This is a genomic window from Novosphingobium kaempferiae (assembly GCF_021227995.1).
Taxonomy (GTDB): domain Bacteria; phylum Pseudomonadota; class Alphaproteobacteria; order Sphingomonadales; family Sphingomonadaceae; genus Novosphingobium; species Novosphingobium kaempferiae.
In genome coordinates this window covers 1,526,003-1,541,208 of the sequence record NZ_CP089301.1, presented here as the reverse complement: position 1 = coordinate 1,541,208, position 15,206 = coordinate 1,526,003, and the positions used below count along the sequence as shown (strand labels likewise).

15 protein-coding genes and 1 pseudogene are annotated in these 15,206 nt (G+C 65.9%); 4 read left to right on the top strand and 12 right to left on the bottom strand.

Annotation, left to right across the window (positions count from 1 at the left end):
* Positions 1-73 precede the first annotated feature (73 nt).
* Positions 74-736, bottom strand: coding sequence for a glycine zipper 2TM domain-containing protein (locus tag LO787_RS07120; RefSeq protein WP_232495151.1), 663 nt, complete (start codon positions 734-736; stop codon positions 74-76).
* A gap of 136 nt (positions 737-872) precedes the next feature.
* Complete coding sequence (locus tag LO787_RS07115; RefSeq protein ID WP_232495150.1) at positions 873-1,355, bottom strand: GAF domain-containing protein; 483 nt, start codon at positions 1,353-1,355, stop codon at positions 873-875.
* A 61-nt stretch (positions 1,356-1,416) separates the two neighbouring features.
* Between LO787_RS07115 and LO787_RS07110 the strand changes: the two genes are divergently transcribed.
* Positions 1,417-2,904: a PQQ-dependent sugar dehydrogenase gene (locus LO787_RS07110; protein WP_232496276.1), complete on the top strand. Its 1,488-nt coding sequence runs from the start codon at positions 1,417-1,419 to the stop codon at positions 2,902-2,904.
* Positions 2,905-3,007: 103 nt separating this feature from the next.
* Here the strand turns inward: LO787_RS07110 and LO787_RS07105 are convergent, their stop codons facing one another.
* Positions 3,008-3,844, bottom strand: coding sequence for a DUF815 domain-containing protein (locus tag LO787_RS07105; protein WP_232496275.1), 837 nt, complete (start codon positions 3,842-3,844; stop codon positions 3,008-3,010).
* A gap of 49 nt (positions 3,845-3,893) precedes the next feature.
* On the opposite strand from LO787_RS07105, the gene LO787_RS07100 reads away from it, so the two are divergent.
* The gene (locus LO787_RS07100) at positions 3,894-4,841 is read left to right on the top strand and encodes an L-threonylcarbamoyladenylate synthase (protein ID WP_232495149.1); all 948 of its coding nucleotides are present in this window, start codon (positions 3,894-3,896) and stop codon (positions 4,839-4,841) included.
* Positions 4,842-5,007: 166 nt separating this feature from the next.
* Here the strand turns inward: LO787_RS07100 and LO787_RS07095 are convergent, their stop codons facing one another.
* The 3 genes from LO787_RS07095 to LO787_RS07085 are packed head-to-tail and all read right to left on the bottom strand — an operon-like array spanning position 5,008 to position 6,678.
* A complete protein-coding gene (locus LO787_RS07095) occupies positions 5,008-5,721 on the bottom strand; it encodes a GIN domain-containing protein (RefSeq protein WP_232495148.1) in 714 nt (237 codons plus the stop codon).
* Between the two features lie 25 nt (positions 5,722-5,746).
* Complete coding sequence (locus LO787_RS07090) at positions 5,747-6,313, bottom strand: DUF1700 domain-containing protein (RefSeq protein WP_232495147.1); 567 nt, start codon at positions 6,311-6,313, stop codon at positions 5,747-5,749.
* The gene (locus LO787_RS07085; protein ID WP_232495146.1) at positions 6,310-6,678 is read right to left on the bottom strand and encodes a PadR family transcriptional regulator; all 369 of its coding nucleotides are present in this window, start codon (positions 6,676-6,678) and stop codon (positions 6,310-6,312) included. Before LO787_RS07085 ends, LO787_RS07090 begins: the two co-directional genes overlap by 4 nt.
* A 177-nt stretch (positions 6,679-6,855) precedes the next feature.
* Between LO787_RS07085 and LO787_RS07080 the strand changes: the two genes are divergently transcribed.
* Positions 6,856-7,128 (top strand): ribbon-helix-helix domain-containing protein, encoded by a 273-nt coding sequence (locus LO787_RS07080; RefSeq protein ID WP_232495145.1) that lies wholly within the window; start codon positions 6,856-6,858, stop codon positions 7,126-7,128.
* On the opposite strand, the gene LO787_RS07075 is transcribed toward LO787_RS07080, so the two are convergent.
* The 3 genes from LO787_RS07075 to murA all read right to left on the bottom strand — a co-directional run bounded on the left by LO787_RS07075 (position 7,102) and on the right by murA (position 9,355).
* Positions 7,102-7,611 (bottom strand): metallophosphoesterase family protein, encoded by a 510-nt coding sequence (locus LO787_RS07075; protein WP_232495144.1) that lies wholly within the window; start codon positions 7,609-7,611, stop codon positions 7,102-7,104. The genes LO787_RS07080 and LO787_RS07075 overlap by 27 nt on opposite strands.
* A 185-nt stretch (positions 7,612-7,796) precedes the next feature.
* Complete coding sequence (locus LO787_RS07070; RefSeq protein WP_232495143.1) at positions 7,797-8,000, bottom strand: hypothetical protein; 204 nt, start codon at positions 7,998-8,000, stop codon at positions 7,797-7,799.
* Between the two features lie 71 nt (positions 8,001-8,071).
* Positions 8,072-9,355 (bottom strand): UDP-N-acetylglucosamine 1-carboxyvinyltransferase, encoded by a 1,284-nt coding sequence (gene murA, locus LO787_RS07065; RefSeq protein ID WP_232495142.1) that lies wholly within the window; start codon positions 9,353-9,355, stop codon positions 8,072-8,074.
* 155 nt (positions 9,356-9,510) lie between these two features.
* Here murA and LO787_RS07060 point away from each other — a divergent pair, with 155 nt between their 5' ends.
* Complete coding sequence (locus tag LO787_RS07060) at positions 9,511-10,392, top strand: UTP--glucose-1-phosphate uridylyltransferase (protein WP_232495141.1); 882 nt, start codon at positions 9,511-9,513, stop codon at positions 10,390-10,392.
* 139 nt (positions 10,393-10,531) lie between these two features.
* On the opposite strand, the gene LO787_RS07055 is transcribed toward LO787_RS07060, so the two are convergent.
* The 3 genes and pseudogenes from LO787_RS07055 to LO787_RS07045 all read right to left on the bottom strand — a co-directional run bounded on the left by LO787_RS07055 (position 10,532) and on the right by LO787_RS07045 (position 15,193).
* Positions 10,532-11,209 (bottom strand): lytic transglycosylase domain-containing protein, encoded by a 678-nt coding sequence (locus tag LO787_RS07055; protein WP_232496274.1) that lies wholly within the window; start codon positions 11,207-11,209, stop codon positions 10,532-10,534.
* 84 nt (positions 11,210-11,293) lie between these two features.
* A pseudogene (locus LO787_RS07050) lies at positions 11,294-12,340 on the bottom strand (phytase); the annotation flags it as partial.
* A gap of 27 nt (positions 12,341-12,367) precedes the next feature.
* Positions 12,368-15,193: a TonB-dependent receptor gene (locus LO787_RS07045; RefSeq protein WP_232495140.1), complete on the bottom strand. Its 2,826-nt coding sequence runs from the start codon at positions 15,191-15,193 to the stop codon at positions 12,368-12,370.
* Positions 15,194-15,206: the final 13 nt, after the last annotated feature.

The window sequence follows — 15,206 nt, the reverse complement described above, 5'->3', positions numbered from 1 at the left end:
AGCGTAGCGAAGCAATCCAGCGGCGTGGGCCGGTCGTGGATGGCTTCGCTACGCTCGCAATGACGAGGCTCGATTACTTCACCAGCACTCGCTTGTCGGGAACGATCTTCACCCGCTTGTCCGGCACCGCCTTGCTGCGGCGGGGAAGGACGCGGCGGGCAGGGCGGACGGGCACGTCCTCGTAGACATATTCGACGGTTTCGGTGCAGTTCGGCTCTGCCGGGCGCGCCACCGGAACCATCATCATCGGCTGCGCCATGCAGCAGCCTTGCGCCGGATAGCCGTAGCCATAGGCGGGATAGTAGCCCTGCGGCGCGTAGCCCGGGCCATAGCCTCCGCCGTTGTAGCGGGCGTAGTAGTCGTCGAGATAGGCTTCGCACTCGTCGCGGTTGCGGCCGCGATCCTCAGCCTTGTCGATGGCGGCTCCTGCAACGGCGCCGACGGCTGCACCCACTACGGTACCCGCGGTACGGTTGCCGCGACCGGCGATCCGGTTGCCTGCAAGACCGCCGACCACACCACCGATCACCGCACCGCCAACGCCCGAATCGCGCGAGGAGAGGCGCTGCCGGCAATCGGCGAGCCATGCCTCCTGCGCGCCACGCGGATCGTATTCGCTGCGACCTTCATAGCCGCCGTAGTAGGGGGCGGGACCGCTATGGCCCTCATGCGCGAGGGCCGGGGAGGCGGCCAGTGTCAGTACCGCAAGACCGGCGGCACGCAGGGGAAGACGCATCGGGGCACCCTTTCGCGAAAAGCTCGGGGGCGTGAAAAATCAACCCCGTCAGTTAACGCGAAATTTAGCATCGTAATCCGCGCGAAACCAAGGGTCTGGCGCGGATTACACGGGCGGTGTCCCGTTCTGGTGCGACTCAGATGGAAAGCGCGGCGACTTGCGCGATCAACTGCATACCCACCGCGTCTTCTTCGTCGAAGCGGCCGGGGGTTGGGCTGTCGAGGTCGATCACGGCGATGACCTTGCCGTCGCGCAGGACCGGCACGACCAACTCCGAACGACTGGCCGCGTCGCAGGCGATGTGGCCGGGGAAGGCGTGTACGTCAGGCACGACCTGCGTGGCGCCCAGAGCCGCAGCGGTGCCGCAGACGCCGACGCCAAAGGGAATGCGGATGCAGGCGGGCTTGCCGATGAACGGGCCGAGGACCAGTTCGTCCTCGATGGTGCGGTAGAAACCGGCCCAGTTGAGATCGGGCACGAACTGCCAGATCGCCGCAGCCAGGTTCGCCATGTTGGCGACCGGGTCGGGCTCGCCCTGGACCAGCGCATCGGCCGCGCGAGCGAGGCTGCTGTAGAGTTCGGGCTTGGGAAGGTCGGTATCTGCTGCAAAGTCGTACATCGTGAGGCCCTTATCGCAACTGGCTGTTGTCGGCCAGCCGGCGTCGGCCTATCTCGATACGATGAACCCGATCGTCAAGAAGACCGCCATCGCCTCCTCCGTGATCGTCCTGGCTGCGGCCGGGTTCGTCTACTGGAGTTTGACCACCAACACCTCGGACCTGCCGAGCGATGCGACGACGGGCAAGAACCCGCAACTCGTCGAGCCGAAACCGCAGTGGATTCCCAGCATCAAGCTGGCCAAGCCGGTGGGCTGGGCGGCGGGCGAGGCGCCCAAGGCCGCGCCGGGCCTCACCGTCGCGCGCTTTGCCGAGGGGCTGGATCATCCGCGCACGATGCTGACGCTGCCGAATGGCGACGTGCTCGTGGCGGAGACGAATGCTCCGGCGGGCAACAAGCCCTCAGGCGTCACCGGCTTCGTCATGGGGCTGATGTTCAACCGTGTCGGCGCGGGCAGCCCTTCGCCCGACCGCATCGTCCTGCTGCGCGATGCCGATGGTGACGGCAAGGCGGAAGGCAAGTTCACGCTGCGCGCCGCCGACATGCACTCGCCCTCGGGCATGGCCTATCGCGACGGCAAGCTGTACATCGCGAACCACGACAAGGTGCTGGAATTCGCGTTCACACCGGGCCAGACCGTGCTCGAAGGCAAGCCGCTGCGCACGATGATGGACCTGCCTGCGGCGGGCAATCACTGGATGCGCAACCTGCTGCTGAGCGAGGACGGCAAACACCTCTACGTCGCGGTCGGCTCGGCCAGCAACATCGCCGAGAACGGCATGGAAGCGGAAACGGGTCGCGCGATGATCTGGGAGATCGATGTCGCGACCGCACGCCGCCGCCAGTTCGCGGTCGGCATGCGCAACCCGAACGGCATGGGCTGGAACCCCTCCACCGGAGAGATGTGGGCGACCGTACAGGAGCGCGACATGCTCGGGCCTGACCTCGTGCCGGATTACCTCACCAACGTGCCGGTTGGCGCGCAGTACGGCTGGCCATGGGTCTACTGGAAGACCACCTTCGACGATCGCGTACAGTGGCCGATGCAGACCTACATGATCGAATACACGCGCAAGCCCGAGTACGCGATGGGCGCGCACGTTTCGGCGCTGGGGCTGACGTTTGCGAACGGCGGCAACCGCATGGGCAAGGGATACGAGAACGGCGTCTTCATCGCCCGTCACGGTTCGTGGAATCGCCGTCCGGCGGCGGGTTACGACGTGGTCTTCGTGCCGTTCGACGCCAACGGCAATCCGAAGGACGTGAAGCCGCAGCCGGTGCTCACCGGCTTCCTAAAGGACAATGGCGATACCCGTGGTCGGCCGACGTGGGTCACGTGGGACAAGGGTGGCGCGCTGCTCGTCAGCGACGATACCGCCGGGATCGTCTGGCGGGTGATGTCACCGGGCGCGCAGCCCTCGGGGGCGATCAAGCCGGTCGTCACCGAGCATCTCAAGCCGCGGGAGGATATCAAGGATCCGACCTCGCCTGAGGCGATGCAGCAGCTGATGGGCGGATTCCGCAAGGAAGACGACAAGCTGCTGCCGTGAGACTGAAATCGTCATTGCAGGCGTAGCGAAGCAATCCACTGCCGGCCTGTGCCGCTGGATCGCTTCGCTACGCTCGCAATGACGAGGTTTGGGCGAGGGGCTCTCAGATCGCCTTGCCCGCCCGCCCAGCCAGTTCGTTGACGTATTGCCACGCCACGCGGCCCGAGCGGGCACCGCGTCGGCGTGACCATTCGAGCGCATCCGAGGGCTCCCACTCCAGCCCGAATTCGGTCGCGTAGCCGCCGATGATGGCGAGGTAGGCGTCCTGATCGCAGTTGTGGAAACCGACCGAGAGGCCGAAACGGTCGGCGAGGGCAAGGCGCTCGTCGACGATGTCGCGCGGGTTGATCGGATCGTCCTGCTCCGCCATCGAGCGGCCGACGATGGCGCGGCGGTTGGATGTGACGGCGAGCCTCACGTTGGCGGGCCGAGCCTCGACGCCGCCCTCCAGCCACGAACGCAGCACGCGCGGGCCGGAGCCGTCGCCTTCCTCGAAGCCGAGATCGTCGATGAAGACGAGGAAGCTGCGCTTCACCTTGCCAAGCGCGGCGAAGAGATCGGTAACGCCGGAGAGCGCATCCTGCGCCACCTGCACCAGCGCGATGCCACCGGGATACGCGGCGTCGGCGGCGCATACGGCGGCGCGCAGGAGTGCGGACTTGCCCATGCCGCGCGAGCCCCACAGCAGCATGTCGTGTGCGGCATATCCGGCAGCGAGACGTTCCACGTTCGTCACGACGCGCTCCTTCTGGCTGTCGATGCCACGCAGCAGGGAGAGGGCAGGGGCGTCGAGACGCTCCACCCACCGGGCGGTGCTGCCGGTCCAGACGTAGGCGGGGTGGGCCAGCCAGTCGGTCCCGGTGCTCGCTACGGGAGACAGGCGCTCCAGTGCCTCGGCGATCCGGGTGAGCAGGGCAGACTGGTCGGCGGGAAGGGTCATTGCGTGCATGTCCTTGGCTTTCGTCGCGTCGGGGCTATAGCGACGGGACATGGACCGCGCCACCCGACCCGAAATTCTCGATGCAGGCCCCGACGGGGTGGCCAAGGCTGCGCGCCTGCTGCGTGAAGGCGGACTGGTCGCGGTGCCGACCGAGACGGTCTACGGCCTTGCCGCACGCGCCGACCGGGACGAGTCCGTCGCGGCGATCTACCGCGCCAAGGGGCGGCCGAGTTTCAATCCGCTGATCGTCCACGTGGAAGATCTGTCGGCGGGAGAGCAACTGGCGCACTTCGATGAGCGGGCGCAGATGCTCGCCGATGCCTTCTGGCCCGGTGCGCTGACGATGGTGCTGCCGTTGCGGGAAGGGGCCCCGATTGCCCGAGCCGTCACGGCGGGGCTACCCACCATCGCTTTGCGCTGCCCGGCGCATCCGGTGATGCGTGCGGTGATCGCCGAGGCCGGCGTGCCTTTGGCGGCTCCTTCCGCCAATCGCAGCGGCGGTGTTAGCCCGACCGAGGTGGCGCATGTCGTGGCCTCTCTGGGCGCGAACGTGGATGCGGTTATCGATGGTGGGCAGTGCGAGGCCGGGCTTGAATCTACCATCATCGCGCTGCGCGAAGACGGGCGCTGGCAGGTGCTTCGGCCTGGTCCGATTGCGGAAGCGCGCATCGCCGCCGTGCTCGGGCAGGACAGCGTGCCGGTGACATCGCAGGAGATCGAAGCGCCGGGGCAACTCGCGAGCCATTACGCGCCGGGCAAGCCGGTGCGGCTGAATGCTACCGACGCGGCTGCCGACGAATTTCATATCGGCTTCGGATCAGTTAGTGGCGACATGACCCTCTCGGCCACCGGTGATCTGGTGGAGGCTGCTGCGCGCCTCTATGCCGCGCTTCATGCCGGGGCTGCCGCCGGGCAACCCCGCATTGCCGTCGCGCCGATCCCCGAGGGCGACATCGGCGCTGCCATCAACGATCGCCTGCGCCGCGCGGCGGCCTGAGCCCATTCATTCGTCATTGCGAGCGTAGCGAAGCAATCCAATGCCGCCGCTGGATTGCTTCGCTACGCTCGCAATGACGAGGGGTGTTCACGCGTCCGCGCCTGACATGAAAAGGCCCGCCGCGTCGGGGGACGGGCGGGCCTCTCTCAGTGTTCCACGTGAAACGTCAGTAGTCGTGGTCGATATCGCCAATGCCGTTGATGCGGCTGCGCAGGGTCTGCGGCTTGCGGATCAGGGTCACGTTGCCCGCGCCGTTGATCTCCACGTCGACCGTGCCGGTGGCGCCGATGGTCACGTCGCCCACCCCGTCGATGCGGATGGTGGCGTCGCGGCCCTGGACTTTGCCAAGGTTGATGTCGCCCGCGCCCGCGCTGCTGACGAACATGCGATCCACCTCGCCCGAAGCATCGAGGTCGATCGCGCCACGCGCGTTGATGTTCAGGGCTTCCTGCTGCAGCCCGTGGAGGTTCACGTCACCCGGCGCGTCGAGGTCGAGCCCGGCGATCTCGGGTGCGGTGATCCGCACCTTGAGACCACGATGAATGCGTGCCGATCCCTTGATCGAGAGGTGGCCGTTCTCCCAGACGAGGCGGTCGACCACGTCGGCCGGGCCTTCGACGATCATCTCGGCCTTGTCGCCCCGGTTGAACTCAAGGTTCACCGGCACTTCCATGGCGAGCTGGCTGCCCGACTGGATGGCGAAGGTGCGGGTCTTGCGCGGTCCCTTGGGGTGATCGTCCTGATCGCTGAGGTTGATCGTCCAGCCTTCGTTGACGAAGTCCTGGCGGAGCTTCTCGCCACCGATCACCCAAGCCGCGCCGATGGCGACGATCGACAGGATCACGCCGCTGGCGAAAACGATGAGCAGTTTCCTGAGCATCTCTTGGTCCTCCTTCTTTCGTCGCTTAGTCTTCGGAATGGATGGCGGGTTCGAGCACGCGGTAGTGCAGGCGGCCGAACCACATGATGGCGTTGACGATCCAGATGCTGACGATGGTCAGCAGGGCTCCTGCGGCGACCGAAGCGCTCATGATGCCAAGGCCGCCGAGGATGGCGACCAGCGGGCCGCCGGGGAAGCCGCTGAACGGTCCTGCGATCAGAACGAAGCCGCCGCCGATGAAGCAGGCGATCACCGCCACGAACAGGCCGAACATCACGCCCAGAACCGGCAGCACGATCGGCAGCAGGATCAGGATGTCGATGGTCGCGAGGCCCATGAAGGCGAGGATCGCGCTCCATGCGGAAGACGGGGAGCGCTCGGTCTTCCAGTTCCGAAAGCCGGTTTCGAAGCGCAGTTCGCGGGCAAGGCGGCTCGGGTTTCCGAGGGCCGCGGCGACCTCCTCTTCGCTGCGGCCCTCGGCGAGGCCGGCTTCGAAGTGCTCTTCGTAGTCGGCGACGATCTCGTCGACAGTGTCCTGCGGCATGCCCTTGAGGCCCGCCTTCAGGCGCTTGATGAACTCGTTACGCGTCATGGCTGGACTCCCCCCTGCTCGACGGGCGTTTCAGGCTCGGTGGTGGTGGCGCCGTCGATCAACTGGTCGACGGCCTTGGTGAAGCCCCGCCATTCGCCGACCTGCTCGGCAAGGCGCGAGCGTCCGGTATCGGTGAGGCTGTAGTACTTGCGGGGCGGGCCCGAGGGCGATTCCTCGAGATAGGTCTTCACCAGACCCTCGGACTGCATGCGGCGCATCAGCGGGTAGATCGTGCCTTCGCCCATGTCGACCGCGTCAGCCATGCGGCTCGCGATCTCGTAAGCGTAGCTGTCTCCCCGCGAAAGCAGCGCGAGGACGCAGAGCCCGAGCACCCCTTTCTTCAACTGGATTTCGATTTCGGACATCGAATCATCTCCTGCGGATGAGGAGTGTATATAACCAGCTACTGTGTTACGCAAGATACCTTGCTGAGATAGATACAGTCTAAGGCAAGATACCTTGCTATGACTGGGTATCGATCAATGCACATCCCTGCATTTCCGGGGTTTTCCGCAGGTTTGGAGCGTCTTAAGGTGCGGCGCATGGCCGTCCCCTATCACCCTCCCGTTAAGCGCTCGGTCGAGATCGCAGGGCACAAGACCTCGATCAGCCTGGAGCCGGTATTCTGGGAACTGCTCAAGCGAGTCGCCGCGCAGGAGGGGGTGCCGATCAACGCGCTGGTGGCGCGGATCGATGCAGAGCGGTTGGAGGCGGAGACGCCGCCCGGACTGGCGGGCGCGGTCAGGGTATGGCTGGCGACGTCCCTGCTGGACTTGGGCCTGCTAGATTCAGGCGGCGCGGCTGAGGCCGGGTAGGGCGGCGCCGAAGGCGCGACGAGCGATTTCGTCGAGGCTCGCCGGCCCCCAGCCGGTCATGGCGGCCGAGACGCAGACGAAGCCGGCGCGACGCCAGTCGCCGCGTGCCCGTCCATGCAGCACCAGCGCGTCGCTCTCTCCCGCCTGAGCCGGGTCGCTCACGAGCATCAACGCGCCGTGCGGGGTGCCCAGATACTGCCGCTCGCAGACGCTCTCATAGCGGCCGGTGGCGAGGCAGTTCCATGATCGCGGATCCGCTGCCGATCGCACCAGATGTTTCCTGCCGGGCAGCCCGGCGAGATGGACGGGGTTGCCGACATTGCCGAGAATCCAGACGGTATCGTCCGGTGCCACCCGCGCGCGCCAGACGTCGCAGATGCGGCGGGCCAGTTCGACGCTATCGGAAAATCCATAGGGAAGGGCGTTGCGGGCGCTGTCGCCGTTGAAATGCAGGTCCGCAACAAAGTGGATCGCCATCGTCATCTTCCCGTGGCGGAGCAGCCCTCCCGGCGCTCCGGCAAGAGTTTCAACGGCTTGTATAAGTGATTCGTTCCAATGTGATGACAGGGATTCGGGCGGTCAGAGCGGATTTGCGACGAGCCGCGCAAGGCCTTGAAAAAGGGCGGGGAAGCTTTTGCTTCTCCCGCCCTTGGTGCGACCGCGATCAATCAGTAGGTCGAAGGGGGATCGCTTGCCGGGAAGCTCTCGTCCACGGCCTCGTCGGTCTTGTCCCAGCCCTTGGGCGGGTTCTGCATGTGGTCGGGACCGGAACCGCGGATGCCCGCGAATTCGGCCTCCTGCTTGTTCTGGTTCGCGTATTTGTAGAGCGCGTAGCCGACCGCACCGGCGGCCGCCAACTTGATCAGGCCCATGTCGTGTCTCCTCTCGGCAATTCTTGAGAGGACAACGCGCCATGGGCCCCAGTTGTTTCCGGAATGTAAGCTCAGTCGCCGCCGACGCGTTCGATCTGCGCGCCGACCAGCGCCAGCTTCTCTTCGAGGCGCTCGTAGCCGCGGTCGAGGTGGTAGAGGCGGTGGACCTGCGTCTGCCCCTGCGCCGCGAGACCGGCGATGACGAGGCTCATCGAGGCGCGCAGGTCGGTGGCCATGACGTCAGCGCCGGTGAGGCCGGAGACGCCGTGGACGATGGCGGTGCGGCCCTTGGTCTCGATCCGCGCGCCCATGCGGTTGAGTTCGGGAACATGCATGTAGCGGTTCTCGAAGATCGTCTCGGTCAGCACGCTGGAGCCTTCGGCGAGGCACAGCAGCGCCATGAGCTGCGCCTGCATGTCGGTGGCGAAGCCGGGGTAGGGGGCGGTGGAGAGCGTCACCGGACGCAGCTTGCCGTCGGAGGCGACGTGGAGGCCTTCGGCGCGCGGTTCGACGTGGACGCCCGCGTCGCGCAGAGCCTGCACGGTCGCTTCCATGTCCTCGATTTTCGCGCCCTTGAGCGTGACTTCGCCGCCGGTGATGGCGGCGGCGCAGGCGTAGGAGCCCGCCTCGATACGGTCGGGCATGACCATGTAGGTCGCGCCGTGCAGGCGATCGACGCCGTGGATGGTGAGGTCGCTGGTGCCGATGCCCTCGATCTGCGCGCCCATCGCGACGAGCAGGTTGCACAGGTCGACGATCTCGGGCTCACGCGCGGCATTGTGGAGGGTGGACTTGCCCTTGCACAGCACCGCCGTCATCAGCGCGTTCTCGGTCGCGCCAACGGAGACGACAGGGAAGGAATAGCGCCCGCCCGGCAGGCCGCCGTCGGGCGCCACGGCCTTCACGTAGCCCGCTGCCATCTCGATCTTCGCGCCGAGCGCTTCGATGGCCTTGAGGTGCAGGTCGATCGGGCGGTTGCCGATGGCGCAACCGCCGGGCAGCGATACGGTCGCCTCGCCCATGCGTGCCAGCATCGGGCCGAGGACGAGGATGGAGGCGCGCATCTTGCGCACGAGGTCGTAAGGCGCGACCGAGCTGGTGATGCGGGTGCCCTGCAGCGTCATCACCCGGCCGAAGTCTTCCGGACGACTGCCCGCGATGGCGGTCGAGACGCCGAACTGATTCATCAGGTGCTGGAACCCGTCGATATCCGCGAGGCGCGGCAGGTTGCGCAGCGTCAGCGGTTCCTCGGTCAGCAGCGCGCAGGGCAGCAGCGTGAGCGCGGCGTTCTTGGCGCCCGAGACGGGGATGGTGCCGGAAAGGCGCTTGCCGCCTTCGATGATGATCTTGTCCATCACCGTCCTTTAGCGCCAAACGCGCACGCTTCAACGGGAGGGCGCGCAAATTCGCGGCGGATTAAAGGTTCCTTAGGGTTAACATGAGCTTGTTGCGCTCTAAGGATTTCCCGGCTTTAACCGCACTGCAACATGAGCGAGGCAAAACCAGACCCATGAGTGACATGAATTTCCGCAAGCCGGTTCGCAAGGCCGTCTTTCCCGTCGCCGGTCTCGGCACCCGCTTTCTTCCCGCGACGAAGGCGATCCCCAAGGAACTTCTGCCGGTCGTCGACCGTCCGCTGATCCAGTACGCCGTCGACGAGGCGCGCGAAGCGGGAATCGAGGAGTTTGTCTTCGTGACCGGCCGCGGCAAGACCGCGATAGTCGAGCATTTCGATACCGCTTACGAACTGGAAGCGACCATGACCGGTCGCGGCAAGTCGCTCGATCCGCTGGAGCCGACGCGCATCCAGCCGGGCAACCTAGTTACTGTGCGCCAGCAGGTGCCGATGGGTCTCGGCCATGCGGTCTGGTGCGCGCGCGCGGTCGTCGGTAACGAACCTTTCGCGATCTTCCTGCCGGACGAGCTGATGTACGGCTCGCCGGGTTGCATGAAGCAGATGATCGAGGCCTACAACGAAGTGGGCGGCAACCTCGTCTCGGTGCTCGAAGTACCGCATGAGGAAGTGTCGAGCTACGGCGTGATCGCTCCGGGCGAGAGCCGCGGGGCGCTGACCGAGGTCAAGGGCTTGGTCGAGAAGCCGAAGGTCGAGGACGCGCCTTCGAACAAGATCGTCTCGGGCCGCTACATCCTTCAGCCTGAAGTCATGGGCCTGCTCGAAACGCAGGGCAAGGGTGCGGGCGGCGAGATCCAGCTTACCGACTCGATGGCCAAGCTGATCGGCCAGCAGCCGTTCCATGCGGTGACCTTCAACGGCCGCCGCTTCGACTGCGGCTCGAAGGTAGGCTTCGTCGAAGCGACCCTCGCCATTGCGCTCGACCGCCCCGACATGCGGGACGAGGTTCGGGCCATCGCGCAGAAGCTGCTGGGCTGATTTATAATTCCTCCCCGAGCTTGCTCGGGGAGGGGGACCGCCGCGAGCGGTGGTGGAGGGGGAAGGGGCCAGAAAATCCCCCTCCGTCAGCCCTGACGGGCTGCCACCTCCCCGAGACAAGCTCGGGGAGGAATTTGCTTCATTGCCGCACAGGGTCCGTCAGTCGCGCCATGATCGCGGCGACATAGGCCTGAGTCTCACGAATGTTCGGGATACCGCCAGCCTTGAGCACGCGCCCCGGTCCGGCGTTGTAGGCGGCCAGCGCCTTCTCGATATTGCCGCCAAAAGCGTCGAGTTGCATGCGCAGGTAACGCGCGCCGCCTTCGAGGTTCGCCATCGGATCGGCCGAGTTCACGCCCATCTGCGCTGCCGTTCCTGGCATGAGCTGGGCAAGCCCGCGCGCGCCGACGGGCGAGAGCGCCAGTTCGTTCCAGCGGCTCTCCTGCCAGACCACGGCTTCGAGCAGGGTCGGGCTGATATCGTACTTTGCCGCAAGCTGCGCGACGCGTTCGCGCCAGCGGGTCGGGCCCGCAGCGTCGAGCGCTTCGGTGATCGACTGGGGATGGAGATTGGTGTCGACGTCGAGCGGCGTCGATTCGACCTGCACCGGTGCGGTCGCGATGGTGCTGCCGATGAAACCGACGCCCGATTCGGCATCGATCTGGGCGAGGTCCGGTGAGCCGGGCAATGCGGCCGGGCCTCCGGCAACCCATTCGGCGCCGCCCGAGCCGATCTGCATGACGTCGGCCGAAGCGACTCCGGGGACGGATGCGCAGGCGGCGGCGATGAGCACGCCAAAAGCCCTGATCCGCGTCATCGATTCGGTTCCCGCCACCATGGTCGCCCTCCTACCGCATCCGCGAGATTGAGTCACACGCGGATGCGGCAGGGCGCATCTACCTTACCTGATGCCGAGCGCGGTGCGGATCGCGCGCCAGGACAGCAGCTTGAAGTTCTGCGCCTTGGGGGCGTTGTCGCCGTCCTGCGCGATGAACAGGCCCTCGGGGTACTGCGGCCCGAAATCGCCGAGGATCACCTCGATGCCGTCGGTGTCGCTGGTGCCGCCGATGGCGCCGCCGTTCACGCGGAAGCGGCCTACAGGTTTGTCGGTCGCGAGGTCAAACAGCACATAGGCGTTGTCGCCCTGGCTCGATGCGACGAGCCATGCGCGGCCCTCCGCATTGCGGGCGATGGCGAGGCCCTCGATGTCGTCGACGAGGCCGTCCGCCTCGCCCACGCGGGCGTAGGAACTGGCGGTCAGCGTCGCGGGAGACAGCGGCACCTTCCAGATCGCCACGTCCTCCTCGGCGACGTAGAGCGTCTTCGTCACGTCATCGACAACGCAGCCCTCGGACTGGGTGGCGAACTTGACATTGCGCAGGTGCTCGGCGGCGATCTTGCCCGCCTTCTCGACAAGGCGGCTTTCGGCGACGGTGCCGTCCTTGAGGACGACGTAGGCGCGCGCCAGTTCACCGGCGGCGAGCGGCGCGCCCATGCAGAAGCCATAGGCCTCGGCGGGGGCATGTCCGGCGGGGAGGAAGGTCTCCGCGCCCAGAACGGTCAGCTTGCCGGTCGCGCCGTCGAGCGTGAACAGCGCGATGCGCGGCTCGGCCCGGTCGGTACGGTCGCTGGCGCCCACGAGGATGCGGCTGGTGCCGTCTCTCATGGCGATCTGGCGCAGGTCGGTGTTGTTCAGTGCGCCTGCCGGAGAGAAATCGCGCACCTTGCCGTCAAGGCCGTAGACGTAGAGCCCCGCCTTCTTGTCGGTGCCGAGGATCAGGCTGGCAGCGGGATTGGCGGGATTGCGCCAGATCGCCGGATCGTCCGCTGCATCGGCATTGCCGGTGCCGACGGGCGTGGTTTCACCCTCAGCCGGAACGTCGATCGCCGGATAGTGCGGTCGCGGCGGTTCGGCGGTGGTCGCGCCGGTCGTGGCGCAGCCCGCGAGCGGCTTTGAGAATAGCGGAAACCTTCATCAGAAGGATACCCGCGCGCCGAACTTCACGGTCGAACCGTATTCCTCGTACTGCAGCAGGCGCTGGGCGCCCGCGAAGTTCTGGTAGGCGTAGTACTTGGCATTGTTGACGTTCACCCAGTCCGCGAAGAGGCGGATGTTCTCGGTCAACTTGTACTTGGCCGAGAGGTCCAGCTGGAAGTGCTGGTTGACGATGCGGTCGGTGTCCGGCGCGTCGCCCACTTCGTCGAGGTACTTGTCGCGGAAGGTACCGGCGGCGCGCAGGCTTACCGGGCCCTTCTCGTAGCCGAGCACGACGTTGAAGGTGTTCTTCGACGCGTTGGGCAGGTTGATGCGGCGGGCCACGCCGTCATCGTCCAGCGTCGTGCCGCGGGCGTAGGTGTACGTGTAGTTCAACTGGGTCAGCAGGCCATCGAAGGGCGAGGGCAGCATCGAGAAGACCTGGCTGTAGCTTACCTCGACGCCGGCGATCTCGGCCTTGTCACCGTTTACCGGCTGGCGCAGTTCGGTGTAGGGAACGCCGTTGATCTCGCCTTCGTCGGTCGAGAAGCTGGTGTAGGTGTAGTCCTTGATCGACTTGTAGAAGCCGCCGACGGTGAACGCGCCGTTGTTGGCGAAGTAATATTCGAACCCGGCGTCGAAGTTCCACGCCTGATAGGGCTTCAGTTCCGGGTTGCCGAATTGGGCCTCGCCGTCTTCGTTGATCGAGTAAAGCGGCGGGAGCTGCGACAGCTTGGGACGTACGATCGTCTTGTAACCGGCGAAGCGCGCGACGAGGTTCTGTTGCGGGCTGTAGCGCACCGTAAGGCTGGGCAACCAGTTGGTGTAGTGGCGCTTGAAGGAGAGCGGCGAGACGTCGATCGCGGTGATCGTCTCGTCCTCGTCAGCCGGGTCCTCCATTTCAGTGATCGCGACGAGATTGCCGGTCAGCTTGTTGCGTGTGTGCTCCATGCGCACGCCGCCGATGACGCGCAAGGTGGCGCTGTCCCAGCGGCCGAGCAGGTAGGCGGCGGTGATGTCTTCGGTCACCGCGTAATCGCTGCTCGAACTGTCGATCAGGCTGTCGTCGGTGTTGTATTTGAAGCCCGTGGGATCGGCGAGGTAGAAGTCGGCCGAACCGCCCTTGTTGGCGACCGGGCCCATGTCGAGCAGGCGGTAGGTCTGCTTGCCCAGCACGTCATTCAGCGTGAAGTCGCCGTCGTAGTCGTCGAAGCGGCTCATGTTGAAGTTGTACGACTTCTTGCGCCAGCGCGCCTTGACGCCGCCCTGCACGGTGAAGTCGCCGTTGTCCCCGGCGAAGGTGCGGGCGAGGTCGGCCTTGGCGGCCCATTCGCGATCCTGGCTGTCCGACAGGGTGGTCAATTCCAGACGGTCGAAGCCGTAGTTGGTCGGGTCGTTCAGGACGCTGCCGCCGCTGGTCGCGGCGTAAGTCGGGAAGTAGCGACCGCTGTTGTCGACATCGACCACAACGCCCGAATCGTTCTCGAACTCGCCGGTGAAGCGCATCGGGTCGAGCGAGAAGGTCTCCTTCTCCGTCGACTTGGCGTAGCTTGCCTGCCAGTTGAACTTCCAGGTGCCGGTGTCGGTGTCGCTGCCGATCGAGACCGAGCGGATGCGCTGACGCTCGAAGCGGTCCTTGTGGTCGCGCTCGACGGTCAGCTTGTCGCCATCGTCGAGGGCACCGGTGTCGAAGGTGACGCGCGAGCCGTCGGAATCGCTGGCCTCGCCGAAATCGCTGAAGTCGAACGTGGTGCGGCGGCGATACTCATGGTCGTCGAACTGCGACCAGTTGCCGCGCACATAGGCCTTGGTCGTGTCCGATACGCGCCAGTCGAACGAGAGCGCCGCGTTGATGCGGGTGCGCTCCACGTCGTAGTCGCGGTATTCGAGGGTTTCGCCGTAGACCGCGCCGTTGTCGTCCTCGGTCCAGTCGGCCATCTCGACGTTGTCGGTCTCGAACTTGCGCTTGTAGTAGCTGACCGATCCTGCCACGCCGAAGTCGTCGCCGATCTTCTGGGTGAAGTCGAACGCGCCCTTCGGGGTCACCTTGCCCGAGTAGTCGTTCCAGCTGCCCTCGGCGCTGACGGAGTAGCGGTTCTTCTTCGAATCGAACGCGCTGGTGGTGTGGATCTCGACCGAGGCGCCGATGAAGTCGCCGTCCATGTCGGGGGTGAAGCTCTTCTTCACCTCGATCGATTCGATGGTGTCGGACGAGATCACGTCGAGCGCGACCGAGCGGCTTTCCGATTCCGGTGCGGGCAGGCGCACGCCGTTGACCGAAGTGCCGTTGAGGTCCGGGTCGAGGCCGCGGACCGAGACGTAGCGGCCTTCGCCCTGGTCGTTGAGGATGTTGAGGCCCGGCAGGCGGCGCAGCGATTCCGCTACGTTCTGGTCCGGGAACTGGCCGACGGCGTCACGGGTCAGGACCGACTCGACGCCGTCGGCGGCCTTCTGGCGCGACAGGGCGCTGGTCAGGTTAGCGGTCTGGCCGGTGACGAGGATGTCGCCGCCGCCGATCGCGGGAAGGTCGAAGTTGCCGGCGATGGTGCCGCTGGCGGGAACGGTGACGGTCTGGGTGGTCACTTCAGCGCCGACGTAGCGCGCTTCCAGCGTGTAGGTGCCGGCGGGGACGTTTCCGAACACGTAGCTGCCTGCGCGGTCGGTCTCGGCCTGGCGGTTGAGTTCGACGATACGAACGGTCGCGGACTGGAGTGCGCGGGTGCCAGTGGCGTCGTTGACGTGACCCGCGACTTCGCCCGCATGGGCGATGGTGGCGAACGATGCCGAGGCGAGCAGCCCGGCGACGAGCTGAAGCGAACGATTCATAGCTGGAAAAATC

Coding starts and splice junctions, on each gene's coding strand:
- LO787_RS07120 (WP_232495151.1), bottom strand. CDS start 736: ATGCGTCTTCCCCTGCGTGCCGCCGGTCTTGCGGTACTGACACTGGCC.
- LO787_RS07115 (WP_232495150.1), bottom strand. CDS start 1,355: ATGTACGACTTTGCAGCAGATACCGACCTTCCCAAGCCCGAACTCTAC.
- LO787_RS07110 (WP_232496276.1), top strand. CDS start 1,417: ATGAACCCGATCGTCAAGAAGACCGCCATCGCCTCCTCCGTGATCGTC.
- LO787_RS07105 (WP_232496275.1), bottom strand. CDS start 3,844: ATGACCCTTCCCGCCGACCAGTCTGCCCTGCTCACCCGGATCGCCGAG.
- LO787_RS07100 (WP_232495149.1), top strand. CDS start 3,894: ATGGACCGCGCCACCCGACCCGAAATTCTCGATGCAGGCCCCGACGGG.
- LO787_RS07095 (WP_232495148.1), bottom strand. CDS start 5,721: ATGCTCAGGAAACTGCTCATCGTTTTCGCCAGCGGCGTGATCCTGTCG.
- LO787_RS07090 (WP_232495147.1), bottom strand. CDS start 6,313: ATGACGCGTAACGAGTTCATCAAGCGCCTGAAGGCGGGCCTCAAGGGC.
- LO787_RS07085 (WP_232495146.1), bottom strand. CDS start 6,678: ATGTCCGAAATCGAAATCCAGTTGAAGAAAGGGGTGCTCGGGCTCTGC.
- LO787_RS07080 (WP_232495145.1), top strand. CDS start 6,856: ATGGCCGTCCCCTATCACCCTCCCGTTAAGCGCTCGGTCGAGATCGCA.
- LO787_RS07075 (WP_232495144.1), bottom strand. CDS start 7,611: ATGACGATGGCGATCCACTTTGTTGCGGACCTGCATTTCAACGGCGAC.
- LO787_RS07070 (WP_232495143.1), bottom strand. CDS start 8,000: ATGGGCCTGATCAAGTTGGCGGCCGCCGGTGCGGTCGGCTACGCGCTC.
- murA (WP_232495142.1), bottom strand. CDS start 9,355: ATGGACAAGATCATCATCGAAGGCGGCAAGCGCCTTTCCGGCACCATC.
- LO787_RS07060 (WP_232495141.1), top strand. CDS start 9,511: ATGAGTGACATGAATTTCCGCAAGCCGGTTCGCAAGGCCGTCTTTCCC.
- LO787_RS07055 (WP_232496274.1), bottom strand. CDS start 11,209: ATGACGCGGATCAGGGCTTTTGGCGTGCTCATCGCCGCCGCCTGCGCA.
- LO787_RS07045 (WP_232495140.1), bottom strand. CDS start 15,193: ATGAATCGTTCGCTTCAGCTCGTCGCCGGGCTGCTCGCCTCGGCATCG.